The 18,376-nt window shown below is 61.0% G+C and carries 17 protein-coding genes; 11 read left to right on the top strand and 6 right to left on the bottom strand.

What is annotated here, in order from left to right; genetic code table 11:
• The first annotated feature begins 11 nt into the window (after nt 1-11).
• From pilW to ACL0K2_RS07010, 9 genes are all read left to right on the top strand, one after another.
• Entirely contained in the window at nt 12-770 is a 759-nt protein-coding gene (gene pilW, locus ACL0K2_RS07050; RefSeq protein WP_413044111.1) for a type IV pilus biogenesis/stability protein PilW, read from the top strand.
• A complete protein-coding gene (locus ACL0K2_RS07045; protein ID WP_413044110.1) occupies nt 767-1,756 on the top strand; it encodes a RodZ domain-containing protein in 990 nt (329 codons plus the stop codon). Before pilW ends, ACL0K2_RS07045 begins: the two co-directional genes overlap by 4 nt.
• Before the next feature lies 1 nt (nt 1,757).
• Nucleotides 1,758-2,870 (top strand): flavodoxin-dependent (E)-4-hydroxy-3-methylbut-2-enyl-diphosphate synthase, encoded by a 1,113-nt coding sequence (ispG, locus tag ACL0K2_RS07040; protein WP_413044109.1) that lies wholly within the window; start codon nt 1,758-1,760, stop codon nt 2,868-2,870.
• A gap of 13 nt (nt 2,871-2,883) precedes the next feature.
• Nucleotides 2,884-4,167, top strand: a complete 1,284-nt coding sequence (gene hisS, locus ACL0K2_RS07035; RefSeq protein WP_413044108.1) for a histidine--tRNA ligase — start codon at nt 2,884-2,886, stop codon at nt 4,165-4,167.
• 40 nt (nt 4,168-4,207) lie between these two features.
• The gene (locus ACL0K2_RS07030; protein WP_413044107.1) at nt 4,208-4,849 is read left to right on the top strand and encodes a YfgM family protein; all 642 of its coding nucleotides are present in this window, start codon (nt 4,208-4,210) and stop codon (nt 4,847-4,849) included.
• A 4-nt stretch (nt 4,850-4,853) separates the two neighbouring features.
• A complete protein-coding gene (gene bamB / locus ACL0K2_RS07025; RefSeq protein ID WP_413044106.1) occupies nt 4,854-6,002 on the top strand; it encodes an outer membrane protein assembly factor BamB in 1,149 nt (382 codons plus the stop codon).
• A gap of 107 nt (nt 6,003-6,109) precedes the next feature.
• Complete coding sequence (gene der / locus ACL0K2_RS07020; RefSeq protein ID WP_413044105.1) at nt 6,110-7,594, top strand: ribosome biogenesis GTPase Der; 1,485 nt, start codon at nt 6,110-6,112, stop codon at nt 7,592-7,594.
• A gap of 77 nt (nt 7,595-7,671) precedes the next feature.
• Complete coding sequence (locus ACL0K2_RS07015) at nt 7,672-8,820, top strand: pyridoxal phosphate-dependent aminotransferase (protein WP_413044104.1); 1,149 nt, start codon at nt 7,672-7,674, stop codon at nt 8,818-8,820.
• Nucleotides 8,808-9,602: an amidohydrolase gene (locus ACL0K2_RS07010; protein WP_413044103.1), complete on the top strand. Its 795-nt coding sequence runs from the start codon at nt 8,808-8,810 to the stop codon at nt 9,600-9,602. The genes ACL0K2_RS07015 and ACL0K2_RS07010 overlap by 13 nt, the downstream gene beginning before the upstream one ends.
• A 16-nt stretch (nt 9,603-9,618) precedes the next feature.
• Here ACL0K2_RS07010 and ACL0K2_RS07005 read toward each other — a convergent pair whose 3' ends face one another.
• The 6 genes from ACL0K2_RS07005 to leuA form a co-directional block, all read right to left on the bottom strand.
• Nucleotides 9,619-9,999, bottom strand: coding sequence for a DUF2784 domain-containing protein (locus ACL0K2_RS07005; RefSeq protein ID WP_413044102.1), 381 nt, complete (start codon nt 9,997-9,999; stop codon nt 9,619-9,621).
• Nucleotides 10,000-10,004: 5 nt separating this feature from the next.
• On the bottom strand, nt 10,005-10,631 hold the full coding sequence (locus tag ACL0K2_RS07000; RefSeq protein WP_413044101.1) for a DUF2238 domain-containing protein: 627 nt from the start codon (nt 10,629-10,631) through the stop codon (nt 10,005-10,007).
• Between the two features lie 30 nt (nt 10,632-10,661).
• Nucleotides 10,662-11,444 (bottom strand): endonuclease, encoded by a 783-nt coding sequence (locus ACL0K2_RS06995; RefSeq protein ID WP_413044099.1) that lies wholly within the window; start codon nt 11,442-11,444, stop codon nt 10,662-10,664.
• 98 nt (nt 11,445-11,542) lie between these two features.
• Entirely contained in the window at nt 11,543-12,400 is an 858-nt protein-coding gene (locus ACL0K2_RS06990; protein WP_413044098.1) for a carboxylate/amino acid/amine transporter, read from the bottom strand.
• A gap of 117 nt (nt 12,401-12,517) precedes the next feature.
• Complete coding sequence (locus ACL0K2_RS06985) at nt 12,518-13,576, bottom strand: NAD(P)-dependent alcohol dehydrogenase (protein ID WP_413044097.1); 1,059 nt, start codon at nt 13,574-13,576, stop codon at nt 12,518-12,520.
• Nucleotides 13,577-13,797: 221 nt separating this feature from the next.
• Nucleotides 13,798-15,468 carry a 2-isopropylmalate synthase gene (leuA, locus tag ACL0K2_RS06980; RefSeq protein WP_413044096.1) on the bottom strand — a complete coding sequence of 557 codons (1,671 nt, stop codon included), beginning with the start codon at nt 15,466-15,468 and terminating at the stop codon, nt 13,798-13,800.
• A gap of 303 nt (nt 15,469-15,771) precedes the next feature.
• Between leuA and ACL0K2_RS06975 the strand changes: the two genes are divergently transcribed.
• Nucleotides 15,772-16,155 (top strand): DUF2946 domain-containing protein, encoded by a 384-nt coding sequence (locus tag ACL0K2_RS06975; protein WP_413044095.1) that lies wholly within the window; start codon nt 15,772-15,774, stop codon nt 16,153-16,155.
• A gap of 53 nt (nt 16,156-16,208) precedes the next feature.
• Nucleotides 16,209-18,341 carry a TonB-dependent copper receptor gene (locus ACL0K2_RS06970; RefSeq protein ID WP_413044094.1) on the top strand — a complete coding sequence of 711 codons (2,133 nt, stop codon included), beginning with the start codon at nt 16,209-16,211 and terminating at the stop codon, nt 18,339-18,341.
• The last annotated feature ends 35 nt before the right edge of the window (nt 18,342-18,376 follow it).

The following is an 18,376-nucleotide window of genomic DNA, read 5'->3' as shown; positions in this document are numbered from 1 at the left end:
GGGGGATGCTGATGACCTTGCGCGTTGCGCTGCTGTTTCTGCTTGCCGGCCTTATGGCTGGCTGTGTGTCTTCCGGATCGGGCAATCCCATGCGGACCTCGGAAGGACGCGACGAAGCGCGAGACGCCTACATTCAGCTGGGTATCGGCTATTTGCAGCAAGGCGAGGCGTCCCGCGCCAAGACGCCGCTACGCAAGGCGCTCGAGTTGGACCCGAACAGCGCGGATGCGCACGCGGCGCTCGCTCTGGTGTTTCAGAACGAGATGGAAAACCAGCTGGCTGACGAGCACTACCGCAAGGCGTTATCCAGCCGCAACGATGCGCGCATTTTGAACAACTACGGTAGTTTTCTCTTCGAGCAGAAGCGCTATCAGGAAGCCATGGAGCGCTTCGCAAAGGCAGCGGAGGACAATCTCTATTCTGGACGCTCGCACGTATTTCAGAACATGGGCATGACTGCCTTGAAGCTCGGGCAGCGCGAGCAGGCCGAAACTTATTTCACCCGTGCTTTGCGTCTCGACAGCCGACAGCCGCGTGCTTTGCTTGAGCTGGCAATCATGGCGTACGAGGACAAGCAGTATGTCCCGGCAAAGCGTTACTACGATAGCTTCAGCAGTCTTTCCGAGCAGAATGCCCGTAGTCTCCTTCTGGGTATTCGTCTGGCGAAAATCCATCAGGACCGAGATCAGGCGGCAAGCCTTGGTCTGCAGCTCAAACGCCTGTATCCGGGTACGTCTGAATATCAACAGTTTCTTTCGGAGCAACGATGATAGCGCCACATTCTGAAGCCGCTGCGTCGACCTCGCCCAATCCAGGCGAAACGCTTCGCACCGCGCGCGAGAACAAGAACTGGACGCTTTCCTCGGTGGCTAAACAGCTCAATCTGTCGGAGCGCTCGCTCAGCCAGATCGAGGCCGGTGACTTCAGTCAGCTACCTGGTCATACCTTTGCCCGTGGTTACGTGCGTGCCTACGCCAAACTGCTGGAGTTGGATCAGAACCGTCTAGTGCAGCAGTTCGACCAGCATACTGGTACGGATGCAACTGGCAGCAGCGTTAACAGCCTCGGACACATCGACGAGCCCGTGCGCCTTTCGCGAAGCATGGTGCGCTTTTTTACATTGATTCTGACACTGGCGATTGCCGTCGGCGCTTTTCTATGGTGGCAGGATCGTACTACGCGCAACGAGGCGAGCCGCTCGGTCGCGCCGCTGGAGCGAATCGAAGTCGAGGCGGCAGACGGTACTACCGAGATTCATCTGCTTGATCGCGCCGACGAGCCCGCTGAGCTTGCCGCCGACGAACCGATCGATTCGACGCCGCCAACGGCGGGTGAAGAAACGCAGGATTCTGGCGACCTAACCTTACCGCCGGATGAGCAGCCGGAAGCCGAAGCTCCTACCGATGCGCCCGGGGAACCGGGCGAAACGCCAGCCGCGAGCGAAGCACCGGTCATTGCTCCACAGGCCGATACCCAAACGACACCGGTGACCGATGCCGAGACTGTCGCAACTGGAGAAGGCCGCATCACGCTGGATTACACGGCGGACTGCTGGACCCGGGTAACCGATGCTGAGGGTAAAGTGCTCTACAGCGGTTTGGGGAAAGCCGGCACCAGTCGCGCCCTGGTCGGCAAAACCCCATTGGACGTTCATCTGGGCTTCGCTTCCGGTGTGCAAGTCAGCTTCAACGGCGAAGCCGTCAGTCTTTCAGGCAAAACGCGTGGCGAAACTGCGCGCTTCAAGCTCGGACAGTAATATGCATAGTGAGTCCCCCATCAAACGTCGTCATACCCGAAAGATATGGGTAGGAAACGTACCGGTCGGTGGCGATGCGCCTATCGCCGTACAAAGCATGACCAATACCGAAACCTGCGACGTCGACGCAACTGTTGCGCAGATCCAGCGGCTGCAGAATGCCGGAGCCGATATCGTTCGTGTGTCGGTGCCGTCGATGGAGGCGGCCGAGGCGTTCGGTAAGATCAAGCAACGCGTCGACCTCCCTCTGGTAGCCGACATTCATTTTGACTATCAGATCGCTTTGCGTGTCGCCGAGCTTGGTGTCGATTGCCTGCGCATCAACCCGGGCAATATTGGGCGAGAGGATCGCGTGCGGGCTGTAGTCGAAGCAGCGCGTGATCGAGGTATTCCAATCCGCATCGGCGTCAATGCCGGCTCGCTGGAAAAGGATCTGCAGAAAAAGTACGGTGAACCGACACCCGAGGCGCTGGTTGAGTCGGCGCTGCGCCACGTCGAGCATCTCGACCGGCTGAACTTCCCCGACTTCAAGGTCAGCGTTAAAGCGTCCGATGTGTTCATGGCGGTGGCTGCGTATCGATTATTGGCGGACAAAATCGAGCAACCCTTGCACCTGGGGATTACCGAGGCTGGCGGCTTGCGCTCGGGGACAGTGAAATCCTCGGTGGGGCTGGGTATGTTGCTGGCCGAAGGCATCGGCGACACTATCCGCATCTCTCTGGCCGCCGATCCGGTGGAGGAGATCAAGGTCGGTTTCGATATCCTCAAATCGCTGCGCCTGCGGTCGCGCGGCATCAACTTCATCGCCTGCCCCAGCTGCTCGCGGCAGAACTTCGACGTGGTCAAGACCATGAACGAACTCGAAGGGCGGCTCGACGATCTGTTGGTACCGATGGACGTTGCGGTCATCGGCTGCGTCGTCAACGGCCCGGGAGAGGCCAAGGAAGCGCATATCGGCCTGACTGGCGGCACGCCCAACAACCTCATCTATATCGACGGCAAGCCGGCGCAGAAGCTGAACAACGAGAATCTGGTCGACGAGCTGGAGCAGCTGATTCGCCGCAAGGCCGCCGAGAAGGTCGAGACCGATGCCGCGCTGATCGTGCGTAGCTGATTAAGGAACCGAATTGAGCAAGTCCCTGCAAGCCATTCGTGGCATGAACGATATTCTGCCGGCACAGACGCCGGTTTGGCGCTACCTTGAAACGACCTTCGCGCAGTTGCTCGACAGCTATGGCTACAGCGAGATCCGTCTGCCGATCCTTGAATTTACTGATCTTTTCGCCCGCGGCATCGGCGAGGGCACCGACGTGGTCGACAAGGAGATGTATACCTTCCTCGACCGTAACGAGGAATCGCTGACGCTACGCCCCGAGGGTACGGCGGGTTGCGTCCGTGCCGTGCTCGAGCACGGCATGACCGGGGGCGGTCAGGTGCAAAAGCTCTGGTATGCCGGCCCTATGTTCCGCTACGAGAAACCGCAGAAAGGTCGCTACCGTCAGTTCCATCAGATTGGAGTCGAGGTGTTCAACCAGCCAGGACCGGATGTAGATGCTGAGTTGATTGTGCTGACGGCCCGGTTATGGAAGAAGCTCGGCCTGGCCGATGCGGTTACGCTGCAACTGAACAGTCTGGGTTCCAGCGAAGCACGCGCTATCTACCGGGACGCCCTGGTTGCTTATTTGCAACAGCATTTCGAGCAGCTCGACGAGGACAGTCAGCGACGCCTGACGAGCAACCCTCTGCGCATCCTGGACAGCAAGAATGCCCAGACTCAGGCGCTGCTGGCCGATGCGCCAACCCTGCATGACTATCTGGACGACGAATCGCGCGCCCATTTCGAAGGCCTCAAGGCCCGTCTCGACGCGGCGGGAATCGCCTATGAAATCAATCCGAAGCTGGTGCGCGGGCTGGACTACTACGGTCGCACCGTGTTCGAGTGGGTCACCGACAAGCTGGGTTCGCAAGGTACTGTGTGCGCGGGCGGTCGCTATGACGGTCTGATCAGCCAGTTCGGCGGCAAGCCGACGCCGGGTGTGGGCTTCGCCATGGGTATCGAGCGCCTGGTGCTGCTGCTGGAAACCCTGGAGCTCGTTCCAGAAGAGCTCAACCAGCCGGCACACGCATTCATCTGTGCATTTGGCGAATCGGCGGAGTTGGCCGCCCTAGCGTTGGCCGAGCGCCTTCGCGATGCCTTGCCTGGCCTTCGCCTGCTGGTCAATGCCGGTGGCGGCAGTTTCAAGAGTCAGTTCAAGAAGGCTGATAAGAGTGGTGCCCGTTTCGCGTTGATTCTGGGTGACGACGAACTGGCCGGGCGCGTGGTAGGTTGCAAGCCGCTGCGCGACGATAGCGAACAGCAAAGTATTGCCTGGGATGCTCTACCCGAGCGTCTGGCTGCCTGTCTGGCGTGATCGGACGGGTCTGAATTCAGCGAATGAAAGGAGTAACAGTGTGACCTCGGGTACCGAAGAAGAACAGCTGGCGCAAATCAAGGAGTGGTGGCAGCGTAACGGCAAGCCTTTGCTGCTCGGGGGCGCACTCGCTCTGGTGTTGGTGTTTGGTTGGCAGTTCTGGCAGAAGCACCAGCTCAATCAGGCGCAAAATGCCTCGACCATCTATCAGCAGCTGCTCAATGCCGCGCTCGTAGAGAGTGGAGTGGATACGGCGGAAGTTTCGCGTCTGGGCAATCTGCTGCAGAAGGAATTTTCCGGCTCGCCCTACGCCCAGTACGGCAGCCTGTTCGTGGCCAAGGTGGCGGTGGAGACCGGTCGTCTCGACGAGGCTGCGGCAGAGCTGCAGCGTGTGCTGGACAAACCTGCCGACAAGACGCTCGAAGAGCTAGCACGCCAGCGCCTCGCGCGCGTTCTGGCGGCGCAGGACAAGGCCGAAGAGGGGCTCGCACTACTCAAAGGCGAGGCAGTCGAAGCGTTCGGCGCCAGTCGTGAAGAGTTGCGTGGTGATCTCCTGGTCAAGTTGGGCCGTCCTGATGAGGCTCATGGCGCCTATTCCAAGGCAAAAGAACTGCTTTCGCAGGATGCCGCGATCGGTGGCCTGCAACTGAAACTGGACGATCTGGCTCGTGGAGAGGCGTGAATTGATGCGTTGGAAAACTGCCGCACTGCTGACCCTGGCCGTCCTGGCTGCTGGTTGCAGCAGCAACGACAAGAAAGAACCCGAACCCGCCGAACTGGTCAAGTTCGACGCCGAGATACAGCTGAACAAGGAGTGGAGTCGCTCGATTGGCGACGGCCAGGGCGAGACCTATAACCTCCTGGCACCTGTCGTTTACGGCAACGAAATATTCGCCGCTGATGTTGAAGGCCTGGTGGTTGCGATGGATCGCACGACCGGCAAGGTCAACTGGAAAAACGATCTCGACGTACCGATCTCCGGCGCTGTTGGGGCAGGCTATGGTTTGGTGCTGGTCGGCACCCTGCGTGGTGAAGTGCTGGCGCTGGATGTCTCCTCCGGAGAAGAGCGCTGGCGCAGCCAGGTTAGCAGCGAGGTCCTTGCCGCGCCCGCAGTGAATGGCGACGTGGTGGTGGTTCAAACCCAGGACGACCGCGTGATCGCGTTGGAAATCGACACCGGCAAGCAGCGTTGGAGCTATGAAAGCTCCCCGGCAGTGCTTACTCTGCGGGGTACTGGCGCACCTCTGCTGACCAATCAGCTGGCGATCGCCGGACTTTCCAGCGGTAAGGTCGTGGCGCTGGACACCAGCCGTGGTCTGCCTATCTGGGAGCAGCGCGTTGCCGTTCCGCAAGGCCGTTCCGAACTCGAGCGCGTCGTCGATATCGATGGCGGGCTGCTGCTCTCCGGCGGCACCTTGTATGTCGCCTCCTTCCAAGGTCGTGCTGCGGCGCTGGATATGGAAAGCGGTCGGATCCTCTGGCAGCGTGATGCCTCTACGGCGGCCGGTGTTGCGTTGGGCTACGGAAGTGTTTATGTGAGTCAGGCCGATGGCACTGTCATGGGCATCGACGAGCGGTCCACTTCAGTGCTGTGGAACAACGACTCGCTGCTGCGCCGCCAGCTTTCTGCTCCGGCGGTGTTTTCCAGTTACGTGGTGGTCGGTGACAAGGAGGGCTATCTACACTTTCTGAGTCAGGTCGACGGCCGTTTCGTTGCCCGGACCCGTATCGACAGCGACGGCGTACGTGCCCGCCCGGTCGTCGAGGGTGACTGGCTTTATGCTTACGGCAACGACGGCAAGCTTGTCGCGTTGACCATTCGCCAGGCGGACTGACGGCTTCATTTCATCTGTCTGCTGTTCCGCCTGGGCGGGGCACTAATATTCGGCCGCTGCCTTGCAGCGGCCTTCGTGTTTTCTGAAATATCGCAGTGGAGAGCCGAATGGTTCCCGTAATTGCCCTGGTGGGCCGCCCGAACGTGGGTAAGTCCACGCTCTTTAACCGTCTGACCAAGAGTCGCGACGCCATTGTTGCGGAGTACGCCGGTCTGACCCGTGACCGCCAGTACGGCGAGGCCAAATGGCAGGGCCGCACTTACATCGTCATTGATACCGGTGGTCTGACCGGAGACGAAGAAGGCATCGACGCCAAGATGGCGGAGCAGTCGCTGCAAGCGATGCAGGAAGCCGATGCGGTGATGTTCATGGTCGATGCGCGTGCCGGCATGACCCCTGGCGATCAGATGATCGCTGAACACCTGCGCAAGATGAACAAGCGCCACTTCCTGGTGGCGAACAAGGTCGACAGCATCGATCCGGACATTGCCCGAGCGGAGTTCAGCCCGCTCGGGCTTGGCGATGCCCTGCCGATCGCTGCCGCCCATGGTCGCGGTATCAGCCATATGCTGGAGCAGGCGCTCGGTGTCTTTCCCAAGGACAACGCCGAGACAACCGAAGCAGAAGGCGAGGCGGAGGAGGGCGAGGTCGTTGCGGAGGGGCAGGAGCTCAAGCGCATCCCCGGTCCGAGCGAAAAGGATGGCATCAAGATCGCCATCATTGGCCGCCCCAACGTCGGCAAGTCGACACTGGTCAACCGGATGCTCGGTGAGGAGCGGGTCATTGTCTATGATCAGGCCGGCACCACGCGCGACAGCATCTACATCCCGTTCGAACGCGACGATGAGAAATACACCCTGATCGACACCGCCGGCGTCCGTCGTCGCGGCAAAATCTTCGAGGCGGTGGAAAAGTTCTCCGTGGTCAAGACGTTGCAGGCCATCCAGGACTCCAACGTGGTGATCTTCGTCATGGATGCGCGTGAAGGTGTGGTCGAACACGACCTCAACCTGCTCGGTTTCGTCCTCGAGAGCGGTCGGGCGCTGGTGATTGCGTTGAACAAGTGGGACGGCATGGAGCCGAGCGAGCGTGACTACGTCAAGACCGAGCTGGAGCGCCGGCTGTTCTTCGTCGAGTTCGCCGATATCCACTTCATTTCCGCCAAGCACGGCACCGGTGTGGGCAGCCTGTACAAGTCGGTGCAGGCCTCGTTCACCTCGGCCGTTACCCGCTGGCCCACCAGCCGCCTGACGCAGATTCTCGAGGACGCCGTGCGCGAACATGCGCCGCCGATGGTCGCCAGTCGCCGGATCAAGCTGCGCTACGCGCACCTGGGAGGCGCCAACCCGCCATTGATCGTGATTCACGGCAACCAGGTCGACTCGATTCCCAAGTCTTATACCCGTTACCTGGAGAACACCTACCGGCGTGTGCTGAAGCTGGTCGGTACGCCTATCCGCATCGAGTACAAGGGCGGCGAAAACCCCTACGAGGGCAAGAAAAACACCCTCACCGACCGCCAGGTAAACAAGAAGCGCCGCCTCATGTCGCACCACAAGAAGGCCGAGAAGAAGCGCCGCGACAAACGATAGCCTCAAGTTGGAAGCCATGAGCTGAAAGTGTCTTGGTTCCGGCTCGTTGTTTCCAGCTTTCAGCTCCGAGCGAATTCATGATCACCAGCAAACTGCCTAACGTAGGCACCACCATTTTCACCACCATGTCGCAGCTGGCGGCTCAGACCGGCGCACTGAACCTGTCTCAGGGCTTTCCGGACTTCGACGGGCCTGACGCTCTGCGTGAAGCCGTCGCCCGTCATGTCATGGCCGGGCACAACCAGTACGCGCCCATGACCGGCCTGCCGGCGCTGCGCGAGCAGGTTGCGATCAAGGTGGCATCGCTCTACGGCCGTCAGGTCAGCGCCGATACCGAGGTCACCATTACCCCCGGTGCCACCCAGGCCATTTTCTGTGCGATCCACGCGGTCATTCGCCCAGGCGATGAGGTGATCGTTTTCGATCCCTGCTATGACAGCTACGAGCCGGCGGTGGAACTTGCCGGTGGGGTCTGCATCCACCAGGCGCTGAGCCTGCCGGATTTCAGCATCGACTGGCAGAAACTCGCCGATGCGCTTACACCGCGCACGCGCATGATCGTGCTGAACACGCCGCACAATCCCAGTGGGACCTTGATCGAGGCGGCGGATCTGGACCGTCTGGCCGAGCTGATTCGCGACCGGGATATCTATCTGCTCAGCGATGAAGTCTACGAGCATCTGGTGTTCGATGGTCGCGAGCATGCCAGCGTGTTGCGTCACGAGGAGCTGTATCGGCGCGCCTTCGTCATCAGTTCCTTCGGCAAGACCTACCATGTCACCGGCTGGAAGACCGGCTATGTCGTTGCCCCAGCCGCAATCAGCAATGAGCTGCGCAAGGTCCATCAGTACGTCAGCTTTGCGGGCGTCACGCCCTTGCAGTGGGCATTGGCCGATTTCATGGCCGAGCATCCGGAACATCTGAGCGAATTGCCAGGGTTCTATCAGGCCAAGCGGGACCTGTTTTGCGATCTGCTGGCCGGCTCGCGTTTCAGCTTCCGCCGCGCGGCGGGCACCTATTTCCAGTTGGCCGACTACTCGGCGATTCGCCCCGATCTCGACGATGTCGCCATGTCCGAATGGCTGACTCGTGAGCACGGCGTGGCCAGCATCCCGATTTCGGTCTTTTACCAAAAGCCTCCTGCAGAGTCGCGACTGGTTCGCTTCTGCTTCGCCAAACGAGAGGAGACGCTGCGCCGGGCAGCGGAACGGCTATGCGCGATCTGAACGAGTTGCCTGACCTCGAGCTGGCCCTGATCCAGACCCACCTCGTCTGGCAGGAAGCAGCTGCCAACCGTGAGCGATTCGTCGATCTGCTCGAGCAGGCGCGTGGGGCCGACCTGATCGTTTTGCCGGAAATGTTCACCACAGCCTTCTCGATGAACTCATCGGAGCTGGCCGAGCCCGAGGAAGGGCCGACCTATGCCTGGTTGCGTGAGCAGGCGGCGCGTATGGACGCGGTGATCACCGGCAGTGTGATCATCGAGGCCGCAGACGGCAGTCATCGCAACCGCCTGCTTTGGGCGCGGCCCAGCGGCGAGATTTCGCACTACGACAAACGTCATCTGTTCCGCATGGCGGGTGAGCACAAGCACTACACGGCAGGCGAGCAGCAGGCTTTGTTCGAGCTCAACGGCTGGCATGTGCGGCCTTTAATCTGCTACGACTTGCGCTTCCCGGTATGGAGTCGCGATCCGCACGACACCGACCTGCTGCTCTACACCGCCAACTGGCCGGCTGCTCGGCGTGATGCCTGGAACCGTCTGCTGCCCGCACGCGCGATCGAGAACCTCTGTTATGTCGCAGCGGTGAATCGAATCGGCGAAGACGGCAAGGGTTATCCCTACAGTGGCGATAGCCAGGTCCTGGATTATCTGGGGGATCCGTTGCTGGAAGCGGGTGCGGCTGACGGCGTGTTCCGAGCCACGTTGCGTGCCCGGGATTTGGCCGCGTTCCGCAACAAGTTCCCGGCGTATCACGACGGCGATGCATTCGAACTGAAGGTCTAGCCGAGCGCCGAGGTTGTCAGCTTGGCGGCGCGGTCTTGCGTCGCCAGCGCGCGGCCAGCCAGCCATAGATCACCAGATTGGCGAGCACCACCACGGCCGCGAGCAGGTATTGCACCGGCACGCTCAGCCAGGCTGGGTAGATCAGCGGCAACAGATATTGCTCGACGAAGCTGGTCTGGTATCCGGCGCCACCGGCCAGCTGCCGCAGCGAGTTTTCCCAGTGCGTGAGCGGGCACAGACGCCCGCTCAACTCGACGAAAACGCCCCAGGCTACCGCCGGCAGATGCAGCCACAGCAGACGGGGCTTCCAGGCCACCAGCAAGCCGCCCAGCAAGACGAAAACGATAAAGCCGAGGTGCAGTATAAGCACCGCATCGGCAGCGAGGCGATGGAGCATGACGGCTATGCCCGCGCGCTTGCTAGCGCTTGTCCGGCGATCTGTCGATCCTGAGTATGCGCGAGCCAGGAGACCGACAGCAGCGCACCGAGCAGCGCCATGAACATGTCCGACTGGGTATCCCAAGGGTCGCCCTGGGTGCCGAGGAAGTCTTCCGCGCCTTGTCCGGCGATCAGCGCTACCCACCACTCGATCAGTTCATAAAAGGCGCTGAATGCTAGCGCAACGCAGAGGGCGAGAAACCCCAGCATTTTTCCGGGCGCAAGCATGCGGAGGCGCAGCAGGATCTCCCGTGCGAGCAGCGCAGGCGTCACGCCTTGTATGAAATGGCCGAGCTTGTCGTAGGGGTTTCGGCTGAGATCGAACCACTCCTGTACCCAGAACCCTGGTGGCACCCGGGCATATGTGTAGGCGCCGCCCAGGATCAATATCAGCGCATGGATAGCGATCACAACGTAGAGCAGACGGCTAAGCGGGAAATGCCGGTAGCTGAATAGCAGGACAGGGATCGCGATCAGCACCGGCGCGACTTCCAACAGCCAGGTCGCGCGGTCGTAGGGAGCGATGCCTGAGGCGATCAGTGCCAGCAGAACCGCTAGAGCCAGGGTTGCGTAGAGCGTCTTGTCCTGCATCGGGCGTCGCCAGGGTGGCCGGAGAAGCCGTCAGCATGCAGTGCATGCGCGACGACACGCAATATCCGAGGGGCGATGACCGCTCAGACCCGCCCGGCGCGAGTCGCCGGCAAACGAAATCGATTTGCCGCAGCGATTCAGATCCACTGCGCCCACATAGCGGTTGGCATTGCCCTGTACGCAGGCGACGCTGCGGTTGCGCCACCGTTCCCACTCGGTAACTGGATGCTGGCGATTCCAGATGTCATAGAGGCGGCGGTCCTGCTTCGACAGACGCAGCCCGTAGCGCTGGCTCATATACAAGTAAGTGCGGGCAATAGCGCCACGGCTGTACGCCGGCGGCATGGCGGTGCGCTGCTTGAAGTTCACCACGAAGGGGCATGCGCCGTACTGGCTTGGCTTCTCGCTGAGCATGCCGAAGCCGTAGTTGCTGCGATCGCCATTGACCTCACCGACCACCGGAACGAGATTGTGCAGATCGGCCTCGGCTTTGCTGAACACCGGGTCACTCGAAGTACAGTGTTTGCGCCCGCCCTGTTGCCAGCATTGGCGTTGGTGGCCGATCACCCAGGCGGGCACGATGTGTTCCCACTCCACGCGGGCGGCACGCTTGGGCTGTTTGCGTGGGACGTAACCGCAACTGGCGAGATCGATGCGCTTGCCTTTGAAGGCGCAGCCACAATAGAAGTCCACCGGCCGTTCGGCGTAGATGTGCCAGGCCACTTTCTTCGCTTCGCGAAAGGTGCGTGGCGCATCGGCATACACGGCTGATGAGAAAAACAGGACGAGCAGAAGCAGGCTGTAACGGCGCATGGGGATCTCGACGACTGACTGAGAATCGCATCCATGCGGGGCGCGCTAGCTTAATGACTAATCAAAAAAATCTATATATAACAGTAAGTTACATAGTGTCATTGGGCCTGCTTACGGCCCAGGCGATTGATCCACAGCGAGGCGAGAATAATCAGTCCTCCGATGGCGAGCAGTAGCAGGTTGGTTTCCGTGCCCCAGAACAGCAGATTGAGCACCAGGCCGACCGGCACCGCCATGTTGTTCATCACCGCCAGGGTGCCGGCATCGACCAAGGTTGCGCCTTTGTTCCAGCAGAACTGACCGAGCGCGGTCGCCAGCACGCCCATCCACACCAGCACGCCCCATTGGCTCGCGGTGGTCGGCAACCTGTCGACGTGACCGAACAGCAGCCAGGCTGGCAGCACGATCACCAATGCACCGAGGAAGAAATAGCCGAAGCGCCGATGAAGCGGGATATCGGACGGGTACCGCTGCGCCAGATGCTTGTAGCCCACCTGCCCGGCGGCGAAGGTGAAGTTGGCCAGCTGCATCAGCAGGAACCCACCGAGAAAATCGCTGGAAATCCCGTCATAGCGGATCAGACCGGCGCCAAGTACGGCAACGGCTGACGCCACCAGCGCCCAGGGGTTGAAGCGGCGATTGAGCGCATCGTCGATCAGTGTCACGTGCAGCGGCGTGAGCACAGTAAACAGCAACACTTCGGCCACGGTCAGGACGTTGAAGCTCAGATACAGACACAGATAAGTCACGCCGAACTGCAGCGCGCCAACCAACGTCACGCCAGCGATGAAGCGCGGCTCGACGCCGCGCCAGCGAGTCAGCGGAAGAAACACCAGGCCTGCGAGGATCACGCGGGTGAGTACCGCAAAATAGCTGTCCACCTGGCCGGCCAGATAAGCACCGATCAGGTTGAAGGAGTATGCCCAGAGTAAGGTGACGAAGATCAGGTAACGCATGCCGGCTCCTTAGCAGAAGCCGGCGACCTTAGCGGCTCGGAGGCAAAGAGGGAAGCGCGGACTTGAATCCGGGTGGCGGTGACTGGCGCGCCCGATGAGGCGCGCCAGCGAGGTACCTCAAGCGGATTTGAGCGAGGCCATGTCGATGACGAAACGGTACTTCACATCGCTCTTGAGCATGCGCTCATAGGCCTCGTTGATGTTCTGGATATTGATCATCTCGATGTCCGAAACGATGCCGTGCTCGGCACAGAAGTCGAGCATTTCCTGGGTCTCGGCAATCCCGCCGATCAACGAGCCGGCCAGGCGGCGGCGCTTGAAGATCAGCCCGAAAACGTTGGGCGATGGGTGAGGAGAGGCCGGCGCGCCCACCAGCGTCATGGTCGCGTCACGCTTGAGCAACGACAGGAAAGCGTCGAGATCGTGCGGGGCCGCAACGGTGTTGAGAATGAAGTCGAAGCTGTTCAGATGTGCAGCCATTTCCGTCTTGTTCTTCGAGACCACCACCTCGCTGGCACCGAGTCGCAGGGCGTCTTCCTTCTTGTCCGGCGAGGTGGTGAACAGGACCACCCGCGCACCCATGGCATTGGCGATCTTCACCGCCATGTGGCCGAGGCCACCGAGGCCGACCACGCCGACTTTCTGGCCGGGACCAACCTTCCACTGACGCAGCGGCGAATAGGTGGTAATGCCGGCACACAGCAGCGGCGCGACGGCGGCAAGTTTGTCTTCGCTATGGGAAATGCGCAGAACGAACTTCTGATCCACCACGATATTGTCCGAGTAACCGCCGTAGGTGTTCTCGCCGCCGCCGAACGCCGGGCCGTTATAGGTGCCGACAAAGCCGTTCTCGCAGTACTGCTCGAGGCCTTCGCCGCAGGATGGGCAATTTTGGCAGCTGTCCACCAGGCAGCCGACGCCAGCGATATCGCCGACCTTGAAGTGTTTTACGGACTCACCCACCGCCGTTACATGACCGACGATTTCATGGCCGGGCACGGCGGGGTAGCGGGTGTTGTTCCATTCGTTGCGGGCGGTATGCAGGTCCGAATGACAGACGCCGCAGTAGAGAATGTCGATCTGCACGTCGTTCGGCCCCACGGCGCGGCGTGAGAATGAATAAGGAACGAGAGGTGTGCTCGAATCGTGGGCGGCATAACCGATGGCATTGCTCATGGCGGCTCCTTGGACTGATGGTCTGGACGGAAAAACCAATCCTAGTGCCGATGACTGCGGAGCGGTTGCACGATTCTGCTGGTGAATGATGCGTTCCTGCTGGAACGGGGTAGCGCGGCGATGGATACGACCAGCTCATGGCGACAGAGCTTGTGGGCCGCTGCGCCCGCATACGAGCGCAGACGTTGGAGGCGAGCCCATCTGGGGCTCGCCGTCCAACCTCAGGCGGCTTTCGAGGTCGCTTCGCGCAGTGCCCGGTTCAAGGCGCTGAACAGCGCGCGAATGCTGGCGGTGGTGATGTTCTCGTCGATGCCGATGCCATGCAGCGGGCGTTCGCCGTCCAGGCGCACTTCGATGTAGGCCGCCGCGCGTGCATTACTGCCGGCACCGATCGAGTGCTCGTGATAGTCCATGATCTCCAGCTTGACCGGCAGGCCGGCGACCAACGCTTCCAGCGGGCCCTTGCCGATGCCGCGCCAGTGCATGATCTCGCCGTCGCTGGTGACCTCCACGTCCACCGCGCTGGTGCCGTTTTCTTCCTGCAAACGATGGCTCTTCAAGGTGTAAGGGGCAGTGGCCTGCAGGTATTCGCTTTCCAACAATGCGTAGATCTGCTTGGCGCTCATTTCCAGGCCAAGGCGATCGGTTTCTCTCTGCACGACCTGGCTGAATTCGATCTGCATGCGCCGTGGCAGGCTGATGCCGTATTCCTGTTCCAGCAGATAGGTGATGCCGCCCTTGCCGGACTGGCTGTTGACGCGGATGACCGCTTCATAGCTGCGGCCGATATCGGCCGGGTCGATCGGCAGGTAGGGCACTTCCCAGACGCCATCAGGATCCTGCTGACTGAAACCTTTGCGGATCGCGTCCTGGTGCGAACCGGAGAAGGCGGTATGGACCAGATCGCCCACATAGGGATGCCGTGGGTGCACCGGCAGTTGGTTGCATTCCTCGACGACCTTGCGCACCGCGTCGATATCCGAGAAGTCCAGCTGTGGGTCGACGCCCTGGCTATACATGTTCAGCGCCACGGTCACCAGATCGACGTTGCCGGTGCGCTCACCGTTGCCGAACAAGCAGCCCTCGACGCGATCGGCGCCGGCCATCAGGCCCAGTTCGGTAGCAGCCACGCCGGTGCCGCGATCGTTGTGGGTATGCAGGCTGATCAGCACGCTGTCGCGCTTATTGATCTGGCGACCGAAGTGTTCGATCTGGTCGGCGTAGATGTTCGGGGTAGCCGCTTCGATGGTGGCCGGCAGGTTGAGGATCAGTTTCTTCGCCGGCGTCGGTTGGAAGACTTCGATAACCGCGTTGCATACCTCGACAGCGAAATCGGTCTCGGTGGAGCTGAAGACTTCCGGTGAGTACTCGAAACGCCAATCCGTCTCCGGCGCGGCGTCGGCCAGACGTTTGACGACCTGCGCGGCGTTGACCGCGATTCCCACCACGCCGGCTTTGTCCTGGTTGAAGACGATGCGGCGGAAGCTCGGCGCGGTCGCGTTGTAGTAGTGAACGATGGCTTGCCTGGCACCCTTGAGCGACTCAAAAGTGCGGGTGATCAGATCTTCCCGGGCCTGGGTGAGCACCTGAATGGTCACGTCATCGGGGATGTGGCCGCCTTCGATCAATTCACGAACGAAGTCGAAGTCGGTTTGCGAGGCGGAGGGGAAGCCCACTTCGATTTCCTTTACGCCGACCTGCACCAGCGTCTTGAAGAAGCGCATCTTCTTGCCGGCGTCCATTGGCTCGATCAACGACTGGTTGCCGTCGCGCAGATCGGAGCTCAGCCAGATCGGTGCGCGGGTGATGGTTTGCGATGGCCAGGTGCGGTCGGGCAGGTTGATGACCGGAAAAGCCCGATATTTTTTCGAAGGATCTTTGAGCATGGTCATGGCGTTTTCCTTGAGCGGCTCTCCGAACCTAGTGGGTCGGGAAGCAAGACAGAGTGGATCGATACGGATTGATGGTTCGAATTTAGTAGCTGGCGACGGTTCAGTGCAACAGCTGGCAGAAAATTGATGTTTTATTTCAAAAAAGTGCGCTAAACGGATATTTGGTTCTTTTCGCGCCGCAGAAGCATGCATTGGATTGCTAAGAGGTTGCGGCGCCCGGTCGCACTCAACCTGGGTGGCGAGCCGTGCCATCATCCGCCCCGATCGAGCGGACAGGGCGGATGCCCACAGGCAAGGATTTCCGTGATTCGTAAAGCGCACCTCACATTGGGTCTCTGGCTTTGCCTTTTCGCCATGCTGATGATTCATGTCGGTCCGCTTTACTCGGCCTTGCGACTGAAGCCGTCGATTGCCGCACCGATCGCCCAATCTGCGCATCACGCGCACGCCCAAGCCGGGCACCAACCCCAATGGGCCGACGCCACTGAGCCGTCCTGGTTGTCGGCGCTCGATCTGTGCGGCTACTGCGAGCTGCTGACCTTGAGCCCGGCGCTGGTGCTCACCGTCCAGATGGCGATGCCCTACTACGCGCCGTCATACGCCCGGCTGCGTCCACAACGGCCGCTACCGCCAGCGCCGCGCCGTGGCGCCGGTCATCCTCGGGCACCGCCGACCCTCCATAACTGATCTCCGAGCCGCCAGCCCGCGGCGTCCGAATATCCAGATGTGGAAGTCTCCCTATGTCCAAGAACACGCTTGTCTGCTTGGCGCGTCCGCGCCTGTCCGCCACCTTTGCCCTGCAACCGTCGCGTCTGCATTGGCGACTGGCCCACCTGGCCCTGCTGGGTAGTCTTGCCAGCAATGCCATGGCAACCGAAGCACATCAACATCAATCGATCGAACTCACGCCGATGGTCATCACTGGTGTGGCGCAGCAATCACCGCTGACCGTGGTCACGGATCCGAAAATCCCTCGTCAGCCCGTGCCGGCGAGCGATGCAGGCGATTACCTGCAGACGATTCCAGGCTTCTCCGCGGTGCGCGGCGGCGGTTCCAACAGTGACCCGGTGTTTCGCGGCATGTTCGGTTCCAGACTGAACATGCTCACCAACGGCGGGGTGATGCTCGGTGCGTGTCCGAGTCGCATGGATTCCCCCAGTTCCTACATCACCCCGCAGAGCTATGACCGGCTCACCGTGATCAAGGGCCCGCAAACCGTGCTGTGGGGGCCGGGTGGTTCTGCGGCGACCATTCTCTTCGAGCGTGAGCCTGAACGCTTCAGCGAGCTCGGCGGCCGCATCGATGCAAGCCTGCTGATCGGTTCCGATGGTCGTTTCGATCGCAGCGTCGATGCGGCGGCGGGCAATGATCAGGGCTATGTCCGACTCCTGGCGAACCGCTCGGATTCCGATGATTACAGCGACGGCAATGGTGACCGGATCCATTCGCAGTGGGATAAGTGGAGCAGCGACCTGGTGATCGGCTGGACGCCCGATGCCGACACGCTGCTGGAGCTGACCGCCGGCGTCGGTGACGGCGAAGCCGCTTATGCGGGACGCGGAATGGACGGTAGCCAATTCGAGCGGGAGAGCCTGGGGCTGCGTTTCGAGCGCGAGAATCTGGGCCAGGTGCTACAAAAGATCGAGGCGCGCCTCTACTACAACTACGCCGACCATGTAATGGACAATTTCAGCCTGCGTAGGCCGTCAGGCACCGGAATGATGGGCAACCCCATGGCGAGCAATGTCGATCGTCGAACGCTGGGCGGCCGAGTGGCCGGCACCTGGGTATGGGACGCCTACGAATTGGTCGCGGGGGTTGACGCCCAGACCAATGAACATCGCAAACGCTCCTCGACATTCAGCATGATGACCGGCTACACCAGTCATGAACGGGCGAGCTGGAGCAAGGACGCCGATTTCCACAACTACGGGACTTTCGCGGAGTTGACCTGGAATGCCGCCGCGGATGACCGGGTCATCGCGGGTGCGCGTCTCGACCGAGCCTCTGCCAAGGATTATCGGCAGCGGTTCACCACGACCATGGGTGGCAGTTGGGTGAACCCGAGTGCCGATCACGAGCGCAACGATACCTTGCCCAGTGCGTTCCTGCGCTATGAACATGACCTGAACGATATTCCCGCCACCGCCTACATCGGGCTCGGTCATGCCCAACGTTTCCCCGATTACTGGGAGCTGTTTTCCGCCAGCACCGGGCCCGTTGGCAGTAGCCAGGCATTCGAAACGGTCAAGCCGGAAAAGACCACTCAGCTGGACGTCGGCATTCAGTACGAGGAGGGTCCGTTGGCCGCGTGGGCGTCGGGGTATGTCGGGCAGGTGCGCGATTACATCCTGTTCAACTATGTGCCGACGGGCATGATGACCAGCACCTCGGTCGACAACATCGATGCGCGCATCATGGGCGGTGAGCTTGGTGCCAGCTACCGGCTGTCAGCGAACTGGAAGACCGATGCCAGCCTAGCTTATGCCTGGGGCAAGAATCGTTCGGATGATCGCCCCATGCCGCAGATTCCGCCCCTGGAAGGGCGACTGGGGCTGACTTACGAGCAGGGCGACTGGAGTGCGGCGGGCTTATGGCGTCTGGTTGCCAGGCAGACCCGGATCGCCGAAGGGCAGGGCAACGTCACCAGCAAGGACTTTGGTGACAGCGCCGGGTTCGGCGTGTTTTCGCTCAATGGCGCCTATCGCGTGAATACGCGTTACAGGCTCAGTACCGGCATCGACAATCTGCTCGACAAGTCGTATAGCGAGCACCTTAACCAGGCGGGAAGCGCCGGCTTCGGCTATGCCGCGGATACCCGCATCAACGAACCCGGCCGAACCTACTGGGCGCGGGTGGACATGAGCTTCTGACGCCGTCGGGAACTCGGGAGGGCATGCGACACGGC

The organism is Pseudomonas sp. YJ42 (genome assembly GCF_047225135.1).
In the GTDB taxonomy this organism is placed as follows: Bacteria; Pseudomonadota; Gammaproteobacteria; order Pseudomonadales; family Pseudomonadaceae; genus Stutzerimonas; species Stutzerimonas stutzeri_E.
The sequence above is the reverse complement of the archived record's forward strand: the minus strand, read 5'-3'. Positions and strand labels throughout refer to the sequence as shown.